This is a genomic window from Pseudomonas sp. ABa2, from assembly GCF_056676075.1.
This window is the reverse complement of record NZ_CM155239.1, coordinates 351,271-366,026: the sequence shown is the minus strand read 5'-3', so window position 1 is coordinate 366,026 and position 14,756 is coordinate 351,271. Positions and strand designations below refer to the sequence as shown.

15 protein-coding genes are annotated in these 14,756 nt (G+C 67.3%); 6 read left to right on the top strand and 9 right to left on the bottom strand.

The window, feature by feature from the left end:
- Positions 1–48: 48 nt before the first annotated feature.
- Positions 49–1,290, top strand: a complete 1,242-nt coding sequence (locus tag AC1G9C_RS01770) for a murein hydrolase activator EnvC family protein (RefSeq protein WP_457788229.1) — start codon at positions 49–51, stop codon at positions 1,288–1,290.
- 30 nt (positions 1,291–1,320) lie between these two features.
- Positions 1,321–2,625: a S41 family peptidase gene (locus AC1G9C_RS01765; RefSeq protein ID WP_122109692.1), complete on the top strand. Its 1,305-nt coding sequence runs from the start codon at positions 1,321–1,323 to the stop codon at positions 2,623–2,625.
- Between the two features lie 131 nt (positions 2,626–2,756).
- Here the strand turns inward: AC1G9C_RS01765 and AC1G9C_RS01760 are convergent, their stop codons facing one another.
- The 9 genes from AC1G9C_RS01760 to AC1G9C_RS01720 form a co-directional block, all read right to left on the bottom strand.
- Positions 2,757–3,512, bottom strand: coding sequence for a substrate-binding periplasmic protein (locus AC1G9C_RS01760; protein WP_021443395.1), 756 nt, complete (start codon positions 3,510–3,512; stop codon positions 2,757–2,759).
- Positions 3,513–3,641: 129 nt separating this feature from the next.
- Positions 3,642–4,397, bottom strand: coding sequence for a substrate-binding periplasmic protein (locus AC1G9C_RS01755; RefSeq protein ID WP_122109693.1), 756 nt, complete (start codon positions 4,395–4,397; stop codon positions 3,642–3,644).
- 95 nt (positions 4,398–4,492) lie between these two features.
- A complete protein-coding gene (locus tag AC1G9C_RS01750; protein ID WP_021443393.1) occupies positions 4,493–5,227 on the bottom strand; it encodes a substrate-binding periplasmic protein in 735 nt (244 codons plus the stop codon).
- 160 nt (positions 5,228–5,387) lie between these two features.
- Entirely contained in the window at positions 5,388–6,158 is a 771-nt protein-coding gene (hisF, locus tag AC1G9C_RS01745; RefSeq protein WP_004374000.1) for an imidazole glycerol phosphate synthase subunit HisF, read from the bottom strand.
- A gap of 77 nt (positions 6,159–6,235) precedes the next feature.
- Positions 6,236–6,973 (bottom strand): 1-(5-phosphoribosyl)-5-[(5-phosphoribosylamino)methylideneamino]imidazole-4-carboxamide isomerase, encoded by a 738-nt coding sequence (gene hisA, locus AC1G9C_RS01740; RefSeq protein WP_480409288.1) that lies wholly within the window; start codon positions 6,971–6,973, stop codon positions 6,236–6,238.
- 37 nt (positions 6,974–7,010) lie between these two features.
- Positions 7,011–7,265 carry a DUF2164 domain-containing protein gene (locus tag AC1G9C_RS01735; protein ID WP_021443391.1) on the bottom strand — a complete coding sequence of 85 codons (255 nt, stop codon included), beginning with the start codon at positions 7,263–7,265 and terminating at the stop codon, positions 7,011–7,013.
- Positions 7,265–7,903: an imidazole glycerol phosphate synthase subunit HisH gene (hisH, locus tag AC1G9C_RS01730; RefSeq protein ID WP_480409287.1), complete on the bottom strand. Its 639-nt coding sequence runs from the start codon at positions 7,901–7,903 to the stop codon at positions 7,265–7,267. The genes AC1G9C_RS01735 and hisH overlap by 1 nt, the downstream gene beginning before the upstream one ends.
- Positions 7,904–8,497 carry an imidazoleglycerol-phosphate dehydratase HisB gene (gene hisB / locus AC1G9C_RS01725; RefSeq protein ID WP_021443389.1) on the bottom strand — a complete coding sequence of 198 codons (594 nt, stop codon included), beginning with the start codon at positions 8,495–8,497 and terminating at the stop codon, positions 7,904–7,906. It lies immediately after the preceding gene.
- Between the two features lie 141 nt (positions 8,498–8,638).
- The gene (locus AC1G9C_RS01720; RefSeq protein WP_480409286.1) at positions 8,639–9,859 is read right to left on the bottom strand and encodes a sterol desaturase family protein; all 1,221 of its coding nucleotides are present in this window, start codon (positions 9,857–9,859) and stop codon (positions 8,639–8,641) included.
- 94 nt (positions 9,860–9,953) lie between these two features.
- Here AC1G9C_RS01720 and AC1G9C_RS01715 point away from each other — a divergent pair, with 94 nt between their 5' ends.
- The 4 genes from AC1G9C_RS01715 (at position 9,954) to AC1G9C_RS01700 (ending at position 14,695) form a co-directional block, all read left to right on the top strand.
- Positions 9,954–11,051 (top strand): NAD(P)/FAD-dependent oxidoreductase, encoded by a 1,098-nt coding sequence (locus tag AC1G9C_RS01715; protein WP_457788233.1) that lies wholly within the window; start codon positions 9,954–9,956, stop codon positions 11,049–11,051.
- A gap of 85 nt (positions 11,052–11,136) precedes the next feature.
- Complete coding sequence (locus AC1G9C_RS01710; protein ID WP_457788234.1) at positions 11,137–13,362, top strand: AsmA family protein; 2,226 nt, start codon at positions 11,137–11,139, stop codon at positions 13,360–13,362.
- Positions 13,359–14,426: an A/G-specific adenine glycosylase gene (gene mutY, locus AC1G9C_RS01705; protein WP_480409285.1), complete on the top strand. Its 1,068-nt coding sequence runs from the start codon at positions 13,359–13,361 to the stop codon at positions 14,424–14,426. Before AC1G9C_RS01710 ends, mutY begins: the two co-directional genes overlap by 4 nt.
- Complete coding sequence (locus AC1G9C_RS01700; RefSeq protein WP_004374015.1) at positions 14,423–14,695, top strand: oxidative damage protection protein; 273 nt, start codon at positions 14,423–14,425, stop codon at positions 14,693–14,695. Before mutY ends, AC1G9C_RS01700 begins: the two co-directional genes overlap by 4 nt.
- Positions 14,696–14,756 lie beyond the last annotated feature (61 nt).

The window sequence follows — 14,756 nt, the reverse complement described above, 5'->3', positions numbered from 1 at the left end:
GGCGCGGGCATACTAGGGCCCATTCCACCGCCAGGTGTCGCCCCGCCCATGCTCCGCATCCTCGCCCTGATCCTGCTCAGCAGCCTGATCGCCCCCGTCCTTGCCGACCAGCGCGCCGACACCCAGCGCCAGCTGGAAGCCGCACGTCAGGACGTGGCCGAACTGAAGAAGCTGCTGGAGAAACTGCAGCAGGAGAAATCCGGCGTGCAGCAACAGCTGAAGAAGACCGAAACCGAGATGGGCGCGCTGGAAGGCCAGGTCAAGGAGCTGCAGCGCGAACTCAAGGGCAGCGAACAGGAGATCCAGCGCCTGGATCAGGAGAAAAAAAAACTCCAGAGCGCACGCACTGAACAGCAGCGGCTGATCGCCATCCAGGCCCGCGCCGCCTACCAGAGCGGCCGCCAGGAGTACGTCAAGCTGCTGCTCAACCAGCAGAACCCGGAAAAGTTCTCGCGCACCCTGACCTACTACGACTATCTCAGCCAGGCGCGCCTGGAACAGCTCGCGGCGTTCAACGAGACCCTGCGCCAGCTGGCCAACGTCGAGCAGGAAATCGCCAACCACCAGGCCCAGCTGCAGGCGCAGAAGGCCGGCCTCGACGAGCGCCACGCCAAGCTCGCCGAGGCGCGCAAGGAGCGCCAGCAGGCGCTGGCCAAGCTCAACAGCGAATTCGCCAGCCGCGACCAGCGGCTCAAGGCGCGCCAGCAGGAGCAGGCCGAGCTGGGCCGCGTGCTGAAGACCATCGAAGAGACCCTGGCGCGTCAGGCGCGCGAGGCCGAGGAGGCGCGCAAACGCGCTCTGCTGGCGCAGCAGGCAGAGCAGGCACGGCCGGGCAACCCGCCGCCGAGCGGCCCGCAGGTCAGCTCCGGCGCCACCTATGGCGGGCCTTTCGCCAGTGCCCGCGGCAAGTTGCCCTGGCCGGTCGATGGCCGTTTGGTGGCACGCTACGGAACCCCGCGCGGCGGCGACGCTCGTACTAAATGGGACGGCGTGCTGATCGGCGCGCCGGCCGGCAGCCAGGTGCGCGCCGTACACGGCGGCCGCGTGGTATTCGCCGACTGGTTGCGCGGCGCCGGTCTACTGGTCATTCTCGACCATGGCAACGGCTACCTGAGCCTCTACGGTCACAACCAGAACCTGCTGAAGAACGCCGGCGACCTGGTCAAGGCCGGCGAAGCCATCGCCACCGTGGGTACCAGCGGCGGCCAGGATACGCCGGCACTGTATTTCGCCATTCGCCAGCAGGGTCGCCCCAGCGACCCGGCGCAATGGTGCCGCGCGCAGGGATAGGCGCCGTTTTTCGCTAATTAGGAGTTCGACATGTCGCATCGCTTCCGTCCCACCTGCCTGGCGCTGGCCCTCGGCCTGCTGCTCGGCGCGCCCGCCCTGCAGGCGGCCGAGCCCGCCCCCGCGGCGGCGAGCAGCAAGGCGCCGCTGCCGCTGGACGACCTGCGCACCTTCGCCGAGGTGATGGACCGGATCAAGGCCGCCTACGTGGAACCGGTCAGCGACAAGACCCTGCTGGAGAACGCCATCAAGGGCATGCTCAGCAACCTCGACCCGCACTCGGCCTACCTCGAGCCGGAGGCCTTCCTCGAACTGCAGGAGAGCACCAGCGGCGAGTTCGGCGGCCTGGGCATCGAGGTCGGCATGGAAGACGGCTTCGTCAAGGTGGTCTCGCCCATCGACGACACTCCGGCGTCCCAAGCCGGCATCCAGCCGGGCGATCTGATCGTCAAGATCGACGGCCAGCCGACCAAGGGCCTGTCGATGATGGAAGCGGTGGACAAGATGCGCGGCAAGGCCGGCAGCAAGATCGAGCTGACCCTGGTGCGCGACGGCGGCCGCCCCTTCGACCTGACCCTGACCCGCGCGGTGATCAAGGTGCGCAGCGTCAAGAGCCAGATGCTCGAGGACGGCTACGGCTACCTGCGTATCTCGCAGTTCCAGGTCAACACCGGCGAGGAAGTCGGCAAGGCGCTGACCAGACTGCGCAAGGACAACGGCGACAAGAAGCTGCGCGGCCTGGTCATGGACCTGCGCAACAACCCCGGCGGCGTGTTGCAGGCGGCGGTGGAGGTCACCGACCATTTCCTCAAGAAAGGCCTGATCGTCTACACCGAGGGCCGCCTGGCCAACTCCGAACTGCGTTTCAACGCCGACCCGGCCGACGCCAGCGAAGGGGTGCCGCTGGTGGTGCTGATCAACGGCGGCAGTGCCTCGGCCTCGGAGATCGTCGCCGGCGCCCTGCAGGACCACAAGCGCGCGGTGCTGATGGGCACCGACAGCTTCGGCAAGGGCTCGGTGCAGACCGTGCTGCCGCTGAACAACGACCGCGCGCTGAAACTGACCACGGCGCTGTACTTCACCCCCAACGGTCGCTCGATCCAGGCCCAGGGCATCGTTCCCGACATCGAGGTGGCGCGCGCCAAGCTGACCCGCGAACAGGACAACGAGGGCATCAAGGAAGCCGACCTGCAGGGCCACCTGGGCAACGGCAACGGCGGCGCCGACCGCCCGAGCAAGGCCAAAGCGGCCCAACCGCAGCGCCCGCAGGACGACGACTACCAGCTGAGCCAGGCGCTCAACCTGCTCAAGGGCCTGAGCGTGACCCGCGGCGGCTGAGGCGAAGCGGCGATACGAAAAAGCCCGGACATGCAGGCATGCCCGGGCTTTTTCTTGGCTTGGTCCCAGGGGGCGCCGTGCGCACCGAAAAAACGGCTGGTGCGCGCGGCGCCCCTAGGCTGCGGGCCCGGTTACAGGTAATTGGCGGTGATATCGTCGATATAACCCTCGGCGCGCAGCTCGTCCAGGGCCTTCTGCAGGCGCTCGACCACCTCGTCCGGGGTGTCCTTGTTCAGCGCCAGATAGAGCTCGGCATCGTTGAAGCGCAGCACGGTGGTCAGGCCGCTGACGTCCTCCTGCTTGGCCAGGTAGCGGCCCACCGGGTCGGTGGTGGCCCACAGGTCGATCTGCCCGCGCACCAGCTTCTTCACGTTCTCCTGATCGCGCAGGGCGTTGACCGGCTGCAGGCCCTGGCTCTCCAGATGCTGGCTGACCGCGTCGTTCTTGTAGGCGCCGATGCGGTACTGCGCGGCGTCCTTGAGGCTGGCCACGCTGAGGTTGTTGCCGGGCGCGGCGAGCAGCACCCAGCCGGTCTTGGCGATCGGCCCGACCCACTTGAACAGCGGCTGGCGCTCGGGCGTGAAGGTGGTGGAGAACAGGCCGTAGTTGGGCTTGTCCAGGGTCAGGCGGTAGAGGCGATCCCAGGGGAAGCGCAGGGTCAGGGTGTAGTCGATGCCGGCACGCTTGAACATCTCGCGCACGATATCGGCGCTGATGCCGTCGATGCCGTCGTCGCGGGCGAAGTTCTTGTCGTCCACCGCCATGTTGAAGGGCGGGAAGTTCTCGGTCAGCAGCACCACCTTGTAGTCCGGCGGCAGCTGCGCATGGGCGAAACCGCTGCCAAGCAGCAGGGCGACAAACAGGCTTTTCTTCAGAGTGTTCAGCATAAGACGTACCGCTCGCATGATTTGTGGTTATGGCTAGCGACATCCTTGCGTGGACCCGAGTCCGGTGATTGGCACTCGAAGGTTCTGCCGTCCATGGCAAGCGACCGGCTTTTGGCCGGTCGCAGGGTCTTACAGGTAGCTATTGAGGATATCGTCGACGAAGCCCTCGGCGCGCATCTGCTCCAGCGCGGCCTGCAGCTTGGCGACTAGCTCGTCGGGCATTTCCTTGTTCAGCGCCAGGTACAGCTCGGCGCTGTCGAAGCGCAGCACCGTTTTCAGCCCGGAGATGCCTTCCTGCTTGGCCAGGTAGCGCCCGGCCGGATCGCCGGTGGCCCACAGGTCGATCTGCCCGGCCATCAGCTTCTTGGCGTTCTCCTGATCGCGCAGCGCGGTCAGCGGCTGCAGGCCCTTCTCCACCAGGTGCTCGGCGATGGCGTCGCCCTTGTAGGCGCCGACCTTGTATTGCTTGGCTTCATCCAGGTTGTTCAGGCTTATCGGGCTGTCGCCCTTGGCCAGCATCACCCAGTCGTCCGGGCCGATCGGGCCGACCCACTTGAACAGCTGCTCGCGCTCGGGCAGACGAGCAGTGACGAACACGCCGTAGCCGGGTTTCTCCAGCGCCAGCTTGTAGATGCGATCCCAGGGGAAGCGCAGGGTCAGGCTGTACTTGACCCCGGCACGCTTGAACATCTCCCTGACGATATCCACGGCGATGCCGTCGATATTGTCTTCCTGGGCGAAGTTCTTGCCGTTGATGGCCATGTTGTAGGGCGGGAAATTCTCGGTCAGCAGCACCACGCTGTAGTCCGGGTCCACTTCGGCGCGCGCGGCAGCAGTCAGCACCACAAGGGTGCCGCCAAGCGCGAGGAGCAGGCGTTTGAACATAGATCTTCTCGTTCTTCTGAAAAGGCAGACCCCGCCAGAATAACCAGCACTTATGCCGCAGCACAGTGCCGGCGTGACAATCCTGGCAAATTGCCTCAATACCGGGCCTCGATGGCCTGCAGCACACCCTCGGCGCGCAGGGCGTCCAGAGCCGTCTGCAACTTCTGCACCAGCTCGTCGGGGGTCTGCCTGTTCAGTGCCAGGTAGAGCTCGGCGGTATGCAGGCGCTGCACCACCCTGAGGTTGTCGATGCCCTCCTGGCGGGCCATGTAGCGCCCCGCCTGGTCGGAGGTGACCCACAGGTCGATCTGCCCCTTGTCCAGTTTCCGGGCGTTCTCGTTGTCGCGCAGCGTGGTCTGCACGCTCAGGCCGCGGTCGAGGAGGAACTGGGTCTTGGCGTCGCCCTTGTAGCCGCCGATGCGGTAACGCGCGGCGTCCTGCAGGTTGGCCAGTTGGATCGGGCTGTCGCCCCTGGCCAGCAGCACCCAGTGATTGGTGGCGATGGGGCCGACCCACTTGAACAGCGCCTCGCGCTCCTGGGTGCGCGCGGTGGAGAACAGGCCGTAGCCGCCGTCCTCGAGGGTCTGCTGGTAGACCCGCTGCCAGGGGAAGCGCAGGATCTGCTGGCACTCGACCTCGGCGCGCTGGCACACCGCGCGCAGGATATCGGCACTGATGCCGCTGACCCCCTCGCCCTTGGCGAAGTTGCTGCCGTTGACCGACATGTTGAAGGGCGCCAGGTTCTCGGTGAGCAGCACCAGTGCCTCGGCGCGCGCCAGACTGGCGCCGCAGAACAGGAAAACAACGGCAAATAGCCGGAAAGCGGACATAGGGACTCCGTGTCGGGAAAGTTCGGGATGCAGGGCGCGCAGCCGCACCGGGCAGCGGCCGGAGGGCCTGGGCGCAGGGGCGCCATGCTAGCGCCATCGATGGCATTGTGCCGTCGACTCGCCCGCAGCTTTGGCCGGCAGAACGCCGGCCAGCAGAGGGTCAGCGCACGACGATGCCGCGGCTGGCCAGATAGGCCTTGGCTTCCGGCACTGTGTATTCGCCGAAGTGGAAGATGCTCGCCGCCAGCACGGCGTCGGCCTTGCCTTCGAGGATGCCGTCGGCCAGATGCTGCAGGTTGCCGACGCCGCCGGAGGCGATCACCGGCACGCGCACCGCCTCGCTGATGGCGCGGGTCACGCCGAGGTCGTAACCGCTCTTGACGCCGTCCTGGTCCATGCTGGTGAGCAGGATCTCGCCGGCGCCCAGGCCTTCCATCTTGCGCGCCCACTCCACCGCATCCAGGCCGGTGGGCTTGCGCCCGCCGTGGGTGAAGATTTCCCAGCGGCCCGGCTCGCCCGGCGCGGAGACGCGCTTGGCGTCGATGGCGACGACTATGCACTGCGAGCCGAAACGCGCCGCCGCTTCGCCGACGAACTCGGGGTTGAACACCGCGGCGGTGTTGATCGACACCTTGTCGGCGCCGGCATTGAGCAGGTTGCGAATGTCCTGCACGGTGCGCACGCCGCCACCGACGGTGAGCGGGATAAACACCTGGCTGGCCATGCGCTCGACCGTGTGCAGGGTGGTGTCGCGACCGTCGACGCTGGCGGTGATGTCGAGGAAGGTGATCTCGTCGGCGCCCTGCTCGTCGTAGCGGCGGGCGATTTCGACGGGGTCCCCCGCGTCGCGGATATTCTCGAACTTGACGCCCTTGACCACGCGGCCGTTGTCCACGTCGAGGCAAGGAATGATGCGTTTAGCCAGTGCCATACGGAGCTCCCGTAGGGTGGGTGCAACCCACCGATAAAGATTGCGTCAATTGCGGCGGGTTTCACCCGCCCTACGGTTCAACCCTTGAAGCTGTCGCAGAAGGCCTGGGCCTCGGCCACGTCCAAGGTGCCTTCGTAGATGGCGCGACCGGTGATGGCGCCGATGATGCCGGGCGAGCGCGCCAGCAGCAGCTTCTCGATATCGCCGAGGTTGTGGATGCCGCCCGACGCGATCACCGGAATCTTGCTGGCGGCGGCCAGCGCGGCGGTGGCTTCGACGTTGCAGCCCTGCATCATGCCGTCCTTGGCGATGTCGGTATAAACGATGGCGGAAACGCCGTCGGCCTCGAAGCGCTTGGCCAGGTCGGTGGCCTGCACGCTGGAGACCTCGGCCCAGCCGTCGGTGGCGACGAACCCGTCCTTGGCGTCCAGGCCGACTATGACCTTGCCGGGGAAGGCCCTGCACGCCTCGGCGACGAACTCCGGCTCTTTCACCGCCTTGGTGCCGATGATCACGTAGCTGACCCCGGCGCGCACGTAGTGCTCGATGGTCTCCAGGGTGCGGATGCCGCCGCCGATCTGGATCGGCAGGTTCGGGTAACGCTTGGCGATGGCGGTGACCACTTCACCGTTGACCGGCTGGCCCTCGAAGGCGCCGTTAAGATCGACCAGGTGCAGACGACGGCAACCGCCCTCGACCCACTTGGCGGCCATGCTCACCGGGTCATCGGAAAATACTGTGGAGTCTTCCATGCGGCCCTGACGCAGACGCACGCAGGCGCCGTCCTTCAGATCGATAGCGGGGATAATCAGCATCGGTTGAACCTGCTCAAGTTTGAATACGGTAAGGCGCTCAGCTCTTTTCGAGCGCCCAGAGGTCGCTCTCGATGCTGTCGAACCTGTCCTTCAGGTGCGCTTGCACGTCGAGAATCGCCTTGTTGTAGTAGTGCGGTGCCAGCTCGCGCGTGATCAGGTCGAGCACTTCCTGCACCTCGAAGGTGCCCAGCTGCAGCTCGAAACGCTGGTCGAGAAAGCGCTGCAACAGCAGCAGCGCGGCCTGCTCCTGGGCAGGCTCGAGCGCCAGGCTCGGCACCTTGGCGCGCGCCATTACCAGCGGCCATCCCAGGCGGCGAAGTTCTGCAGCAGCTGCTGGCCGTGGGTATGGCTCTTCTCCGGGTGGAACTGCACGGCGAAGCGCGAACCCTCGGCCAGCGCGGCGGCGAAGTCCTTGCCGTAGTGACCGCGACCTACCACCTGCTGCGGCTTGCCGGCCTCGATGTAATAGCTGTGCACGAAGTAGAAGCGCGCGTGATCCGGAATGTCGTGCCACAGCGGGTGCTTGACCGTCTGCGCCACCTCGTTCCAGCCCATGTGCGGCACCTTGAGGCGCTCGCCGTCCTCGCTCAGGTCCTTGCCGAAGAAGCGCACCTGGCCGGGGAACAGGCCGATGCAGTCGACGCCGTCGTTCTCCTCGCTGCGCTCGAGCAGCGCCTGCATGCCGACACAGATGCCGAGGAAGGGCCGGTCGGCGCTGACCTCGCGCACCAGCTCGTCGAAGCCCAGGCGCCTGATCTCGGCCATGCAGTCGCGGATGGCGCCGACCCCGGGGAACACCACGCGGTCGGCCTCGCGGATCACCTTGGCGTCCGAGGTCACCAGCACCCGGCCGGCGCCGACGTGCTCCAGCGCCTTGGCCACCGAGTGCAGGTTGCCCATGCCATAGTCGATTACGGCTACCGTCTGCATTTACAGGCAGCCCTTGGTCGACGGCATCTGCCCGGCCATGCGCGGATCCAGCTCGACGGCCATGCGCAGCGCGCGGCCGAAGGCCTTGAACACGGTCTCGATCTGGTGGTGGGTGTTGTGCCCGCGCAGGTTGTCGATGTGCAGGCTGACCAGGGCGTGGTTGACGAAGCCCTGGAAGAATTCCTGGAACAGGTCGACGTCGAAGTTGCCGACCACGGCGCGGGTGAAGGGCACGTGCATCTGCAGGCCGGGACGACCGGAGAAGTCGATCACCACACGCGACAGCGCTTCGTCCAGCGGCACGTAGGAATGGCCGTAGCGGGTCATGCCCTTCTTGTCGCCGACGGCCTTGGCGAAGGCCTGGCCGAGGGTGATACCGACGTCCTCGACGGTGTGGTGGTCGTCGATATGCAGATCGCCCTTGCACTCGATATCGAGGTCGATCAGACCATGGCGGGCGATCTGGTCGAGCATGTGCTCGAGAAAGGGCACGCCGATGTCGAAGCGCGCCTTGCCGCTGCCATCCAGGTTGATCGAGACCTTGACCTGGGTCTCCAGGGTGTTGCGCTCGACGAATGCCGTACGTTCGGCCATCACCAGCTCCACAAATTGCCAACGGAAAAAGGCCAGCATTATAGGCGGGCCAGGGGCCGTGCGGCTACCGGCGGCGGTCGGATCGCCAGGCTATGGGCGCGATAGCCGGCCGTGACGAGCCAGCCCGGCGCCGCCGCGGGCTCACCCGCCGGACACCGGCACTCGCATCGGCCGCGCCAGCAAGCGCCACAGCCAGCCCAGACTGGCCAGGCCAGCGAGCGCGACCGCCAGTGCCCAACCCCACTGTCCCGGCGCCAGCCACTGCGCCCAGGCCAGCGCCAGCGCGGCCATGGCCAGCTGGCGCGCCAGCTCCAGGCGCCAGAAGGCGCGCCCCTCGAACAGCAGGCCGAGGCTGACGCAGCCGGCGAGGATCAGCCCCGCCAGCAGCCAGGGCTCCCAGAACGCGGCACGCTCCAGGCTGAGCAGGAAACCCAGGGCCAGCGCGTTGATCAGCAGGAACTGCACCAGGGCGTAGGCCTTGAGTGCGGCCGGATAGGCGCAGTCGAACTTCTCCGCGCCCATCTTCGGCCAGGGCAGCTGGCGCACGTCGGCCGGGCGCCAGCCGGTGGGCATCCACCACAGACGCAGGCGATCCCACCAGGAGCGGGTGGCCCGCGCATCGGCCCAGAGCAGGCGCCACCAGGAGAACTGCAGACGGATCGGGTCGAAGGTGCGCACCGGCGTGGTCACCCCGTAGCGCACCGGCTCGCGCTCCTCGGCGAAGGTGCCGAACAGCTTGTCCCAGAGGATGAACACGCCGCCGTGGTTCTTGTCGATGTAGCAGTCGTTCTGCCCGTGGTGCACGCGATGCAGCGAGGGCGTGACCAGCACCCGCTCCAGCCAGCCGAGGCGGCCGACGTGCTGGCTGTGAATCCAGAACTGATAGGCCAGCTGCACGCCGAGCAGCAGCAGGAACAGCGGCAGGGGCAGGCCGAGCAGCGCCAGCGGCAGGTAGAAGGGCCAGTCGAAGGCGGTCTGGAAAGCACCCTTGCGCAGCGCGGTGGAGAGGTTGAAGTCCTCGCTGGAATGATGCGGCTGGTGCGCGCCCCACAGCAGGTTGTAGCGATGCAGGCTGCGGTGCGCCCAGTAGAAGCACAGGTCCACCGCGACGAAGCCGAGCAGCCAGGTCCAGGGCGAGGTCGCGTCCAGCGTCCACAGCCGCGCGTGCTCGTAGAGCCAGGCATAGGGCAGGATCAGCAGCAGGCGCAACGGCCCCTCCAGCAACAGGCGCAGCACCGCGGTGTTGACGCTGGTGGCGGCGTCGGCCAGGCGCCAGGTGTGGCGGCCGCTGTGCCGCTCGTAGGCCAGTTCCAGCAGGATCAGCAGGATATACAGGGGCAAGGCGAGTACCGCGACGTTCATGGCCACCTCGTGCTTCTTGTTATGCTGCCAGCCTAATCCGCGAACGCCACCCGCGCGGCAGCCAAACCCGCCAAACAGCAGCACCGAACACGCCATGCACAGCATCGACACCCTGATCATCGGCGCCGGCGCCCTCGGCCTGGCCTGCGCCGCGCGCCTGGCCGAAGCCGGCCGCGACACGCTGATCCTCGAAGCCGAGGGCCTGATCGGCAGCCACGCCTCCAGCCGCAATTCCGAGGTGATCCACGCCGGCCTCTACTATCCGCCCGGCTCGCTCAAGGCCGAGCTGTGCCTGGAGGGCCGCGAGCGCCTGTACGCCTGGTGCGCGCAGCACGGCGTGGCGCAGCGGCGCATCGGCAAGCTGCTGGTGGCGGTGGAAGAAGACGAGATCGCCAAGCTCGAGGCCCTCGCAGCCAACGCCGAGGCCTGCGGCGTGGGCGACCTGCAGGCCGTCGACCAGGCCCGCCTGCGCGAGCTGGAACCGGCGCTGCGCGGCGTGCGCGCGCTGCTCTCGCCGAGCACCGGGATCATCGACAGCCACGCCTATCTGCAGTCGCTGCTGGCGGTGGCCGAGAGTCGCGGCGCGCAGCTGATCCTGCACAGCCGCGTCGAGCGCCTGCGCCGCGACGGCGACGCCTGGCTCGCCAGCGGTCACAGCGCCGGCGAGCCGTTCGAGCTGCGCGCGCAACGGGTGGTCAACGCCGGCGGCCCATTCGCCCAGCGCCTCGCGGCCACGCTCGACGGCCTGCCGGTGCCGCCGCTGCATTTGTGCCAGGGCCGCTACTTCGGCTACAGCGGCCGCGCGCCGTTTTCCCGGCTGATCTACCCCATGCCGGAAGCCAACACCGCCGGCCTGGGCATCCACGCCACCCTCGACCTGGCCGGCCAGCTGCGCTTCGGCCCCGACGTGCACTGGCTGGACGCCCTCGACTACCGGGTCGACGAGCGCCTGCGCGCGCCCTTCGCCGCCGCCATCGGTCGCTACTTCCCGGCGCTCGACGCCGCGCGTCTGCAACCCGGCTACGCCGGCGTGCGCGCCAAGCTCAGCGGCCCGGGGGAACCGCCCGCCGACTTCCTGATCCAAACCCCTGCCGATCACCGCCTGCCCGGCCTGGTCAATCTGTTCGGCATCGAGTCGCCGGGGCTGACCGCCAGCCTGGCCATCGCCGAGCGGGTCGCCGCGGCCCTGTAACGCTATACTCGGCGCCCATATCGACGGCCGCCCGCGCCCGACGCGCAGGCCGCCCGCAATCCGTTATCGAAACAAGGACTCGTCCATGAAAGCGCTCGGCAAGATCCTGGGTCTTTTCCTCCTCGGGCTGCTGCTGCTCATAGTGGCGCTGCTGTTCGCCCTGACCCACCTGTTCGACCCCAACGACTACAAGGACGAGATCCGCCAGCTGGCCCGCGACAAGGCCAACCTGGAGCTGCAGCTCAAGGGCGATATCGGCTGGAGCCTGTTCCCCTGGCTGGGCCTGGAGCTGACCGACGCCACCCTGGCCAGCGCCGACACCCCGGAGCAGCCCTTCGCCGACCTGCGCCTGCTCGGCCTGTCGGTGCGGGTGCTGCCGCTGCTGCGCAAGGAAGTGCAGATGAGCGACATCCGCGTCGACGGCCTCAACCTCAACCTGCAGCGCGACGCCAAGGGCCGCGGCAACTGGGAAGGCATAGGCAAGCCGGCGCAGGCCAGCGCAGCAGCGCAAACGCCGAGCGAACAGCCGCCAGCCAGCGACGCCCCGAGCGAGACGAAGACCGACAAGCCCGCCGGCCAGCCGATCAAGCTGGATATCGACAGCCTGACCCTGAGCAACTCGCGCATCGACTACCACGACGCGCAGCAGGACCAGCAATTCACCCTGGAAAACATCGAGCTGAAGACCGGCGCCATCCGCGAGGGCGCGGCCATCCCGCTCAAGCTCGGCGCCTTCTTCGGCACCAACCAGCCGCTGCTGCGCGCGCGCAGCGAGCTGGAGGGCCAGCTGCGCTTCGATCGCGCGCTCAAGCGCTACCAGTTCGAAGACCTCAAGCTGGCAGGCGAAGCCTCGGGCGAGCCGCTCAAGGGCAAGACGCTGAACTTCGCCGCCCAGGGGCAGCTGCTGGTCGACCTGGCGGCCAACGTCGCCGAGTGGAACGGCCTCAAGCTATCGTCCAACCAATTGCGCGCCCTCGGCGAGATCAAGGCACGTGAGCTGGACAAGGACGCGAAGATTTCCGGCGGCCTGTCCATCGCCTCGCTCAACCTGCGTGAATTCCTCGAAGGTGTCGGCGTCGAACTGCCGGTCATGCAGGCCAGCGATAGCCTCAGCCAGTTCGAACTGGTCAGCCGCCTGAACGGTTCCAGCAAAGGCATGATGCTCGAAGAGCTCAACCTCAAGCTCGACGGCAGCACCTTCAGCGGCAACCTCGGCGTGAGCGACTTTGCCAAGCAGGCCCTGCGCGCTGACCTCAAGGGCGACAAGCTCGACCTGAACCGCTACCTGCCGCCCAAAACCCAGGACAGCGCCGCTGCAGCGCGCAAGGCGGAGGTCAAGGACCGCATCGCCGGCGCCGGCAAGGACGGCTCCACCCCACTGCCCAACAAACCCACCCAGCAGGCATGGAGCGACGAAAAAGTGCTGCCGGTGGATCAGTTGCGCAAACTCGATCTGCAACTGGCGCTCAGCCTCGCCCAGCTCACCTACGACAAGCATCAGCTCAGCGACGTCAATCTCAAGGCCAATGGCCGTGGCGGCCTGATCACCGTGGAAGAGGCCCGCGGCAAGCTGCAGGGCGGCAGCTTCGTCAGTACCGGCCGCATCGACGTGCGCCAGGCCGAGCCGATGCTCAGCCTGGAGCAGCGCCTCAGCCGTATGCCGCTGGAGCCGCTGCTGAAGAAGGACGGCCAGCCCTCGCCGATCAAGGGCCTGCTCGACCTCGACGCCAAGTTCAACAGCCGCGGCAACAGCCAGAAGGCCTGGATCGAAGCGCTCAACGGCAACGCCAGCTTCGTCCTCAACGACGGCGTGCTGGTCGATGCCAACCTCGAACAGCAGCTGTGCCGCGGCATCGCCACCCTCAACCGCAAGGTGCCGAGCAACCCGCCGACCGGCAAGGACACGCCGTTCCGCGAACTCAAGGGCAGTCTCAACGTGCGTGACGGCGTCGCCCACAACCCCGATCTCAAGGCGCTGGTGCCGGGCCTGGCGGTCAGCGGCAAGGGCGACCTCGACCTGCGCGTGCTCGGCCTCGACTACCAGGTCGGCATCACCCTCGAGGGCGACCAGCGCGAAATGCCCGACCCGGCCTGCCAGGTCAACGAACGCTACGTCGGCATCGAATGGCCGCTGCGCTGCCGCGGCCCGCTGGAACTGGGCGCCAAGGCCTGCCGCCTGGACCAGGATGGCCTCGGCAAGATCGCCGCGCGCCTGGCCGGCAACAAGCTGACCGAGAAGCTGGAAGAGAAGCTCGGCGACAAGGTCAGCCCGGACCTGAAAGACGCACTCAAGGGCCTGTTCAACCGATGAGCCCCGAGCAGTTCAACGGCGCCGTGCTGGCCTGGTACGACCAGCACGGGCGCAAGGATCTGCCCTGGCAGCAGAACATCACCCCGTATCGCGTCTGGGTGTCGGAAATCATGCTGCAGCAGACCCAGGTCAGCACCGTGCTCGGCTACTTCGACCGTTTTATGGCCGCGCTGCCCACGGTGCGCGATCTGGCCGAAGCGCCGGAAGACGAAGTGCTGCACCTGTGGACCGGCCTGGGCTACTACACCCGCGCGCGCAACCTGCAGAAGACCGCGCAGATCGTCATGCGCGAGCACGGCGGCGAGTTTCCCCGCAGCGTCGAGGCGCTGGCCGAGCTGCCCGGCATTGGCCGCTCCACCGCCGGCGCCATCGCCAGCCTGAGCATGGGCCTGCGCGCGCCGATCCTCGACGGTAACGTCAAGCGCGTGCTGGCGCGCTACGTCGCGCAGGAGGGCTATCCCGGCGAGCCGAAGGTGGCCAAACAGCTGTGGGACGTCGCCGAGCGCCTCACCCCGCACGAACGGGTCAACCACTACACCCAGGCGATGATGGACCTCGGCGCCACCCTCTGCACCCGCAGCAAGCCCAGCTGCCTGCTGTGCCCGGTGCGCAGCGGCTGCCAGGCCCATCTGCTCGGCCTGGAAATCCGCTACCCGGTCGCCAGGCCGCGCAAGGCACTGCCGCAGAAACGCACGCTGATGCCGCTGCTGGTCAACGCCGCCGGCGACATCCTGCTCTATCGCCGCCCCTCCACCGGCCTGTGGGGCGGGCTGTGGAGCCTGCCGGAACTGGACGACCTCGAACAGCTCGACCGCCTCGGCCAGCAACAGCAGCTCGAGCTCGGCCGGCGCCGCGAACTGGAAGGCCTGACCCACACCTTCAGCCATTTCCAGCTGGCCATCAAACCCTGGCTGGTGCAGGTGACCGAGCAGCCGAGTCGCGTGGCCGAGGCCGACTGGCTCTGGTATAACCTCGCCACCCCGCCGCGCCTGGGCCTCGCCGCCCCGGTGAAGAAGCTGCTGAAACGCGCGGCGCAAGCCATCAATGCTGGAGAACCGACATGACCCGCACCGTGCTGTGCCGCAAATACAAACAGGAACTGCCCGGCCTGGATCGCGCGCCCTACCCCGGCCCCAAGGGCGAAGACATCTTCGCCAACGTCTCCAAGCAGGCCTGGGACGAGTGGCAGAAACACCAGACCATGCTGATCAACGAACGCCGGCTGAACATGATGAACGCCGAGGACCGCAAGTTCCTGCAGACCGAGATGGACAAGTTCCTCTCCGGCGAGGAATACGCCCAGGCCGAAGGCTACGTACCGCCCAGCGAATGAGGATCCAGGGTGCGCACGGCGAACCCTACCCGCCACGCACCTAAGCGCCCGTAATAATTAA

Excerpts from the sequence above, each read along its gene's own strand:
- AC1G9C_RS01765 (WP_122109692.1), top strand. The coding sequence starts at position 1,321 with ATGTCGCATCGCTTCCGTCCCACCTGCCTGGCGCTGGCCCTCGGCCTG.
- AC1G9C_RS01770 (WP_457788229.1), top strand. The coding sequence starts at position 49 with ATGCTCCGCATCCTCGCCCTGATCCTGCTCAGCAGCCTGATCGCCCCC.
- AC1G9C_RS01710 (WP_457788234.1), top strand. The coding sequence starts at position 11,137 with ATGAAAGCGCTCGGCAAGATCCTGGGTCTTTTCCTCCTCGGGCTGCTG.
- hisH (WP_480409287.1), bottom strand. The coding sequence starts at position 7,903 with ATGCAGACGGTAGCCGTAATCGACTATGGCATGGGCAACCTGCACTCG.
- mutY (WP_480409285.1), top strand. The coding sequence starts at position 13,359 with ATGAGCCCCGAGCAGTTCAACGGCGCCGTGCTGGCCTGGTACGACCAG.
- AC1G9C_RS01760 (WP_021443395.1), bottom strand. The coding sequence starts at position 3,512 with ATGCTGAACACTCTGAAGAAAAGCCTGTTTGTCGCCCTGCTGCTTGGC.
- AC1G9C_RS01755 (WP_122109693.1), bottom strand. The coding sequence starts at position 4,397 with ATGTTCAAACGCCTGCTCCTCGCGCTTGGCGGCACCCTTGTGGTGCTG.
- hisB (WP_021443389.1), bottom strand. The coding sequence starts at position 8,497 with ATGGCCGAACGTACGGCATTCGTCGAGCGCAACACCCTGGAGACCCAG.
- AC1G9C_RS01715 (WP_457788233.1), top strand. The coding sequence starts at position 9,954 with ATGCACAGCATCGACACCCTGATCATCGGCGCCGGCGCCCTCGGCCTG.
- AC1G9C_RS01720 (WP_480409286.1), bottom strand. The coding sequence starts at position 9,859 with ATGAACGTCGCGGTACTCGCCTTGCCCCTGTATATCCTGCTGATCCTG.
- hisF (WP_004374000.1), bottom strand. The coding sequence starts at position 6,158 with ATGGCACTGGCTAAACGCATCATTCCTTGCCTCGACGTGGACAACGGC.
- AC1G9C_RS01750 (WP_021443393.1), bottom strand. The coding sequence starts at position 5,227 with ATGTCCGCTTTCCGGCTATTTGCCGTTGTTTTCCTGTTCTGCGGCGCC.
- hisA (WP_480409288.1), bottom strand. The coding sequence starts at position 6,973 with ATGCTGATTATCCCCGCTATCGATCTGAAGGACGGCGCCTGCGTGCGT.
- AC1G9C_RS01700 (WP_004374015.1), top strand. The coding sequence starts at position 14,423 with ATGACCCGCACCGTGCTGTGCCGCAAATACAAACAGGAACTGCCCGGC.
- AC1G9C_RS01735 (WP_021443391.1), bottom strand. The coding sequence starts at position 7,265 with ATGGCGCGCGCCAAGGTGCCGAGCCTGGCGCTCGAGCCTGCCCAGGAG.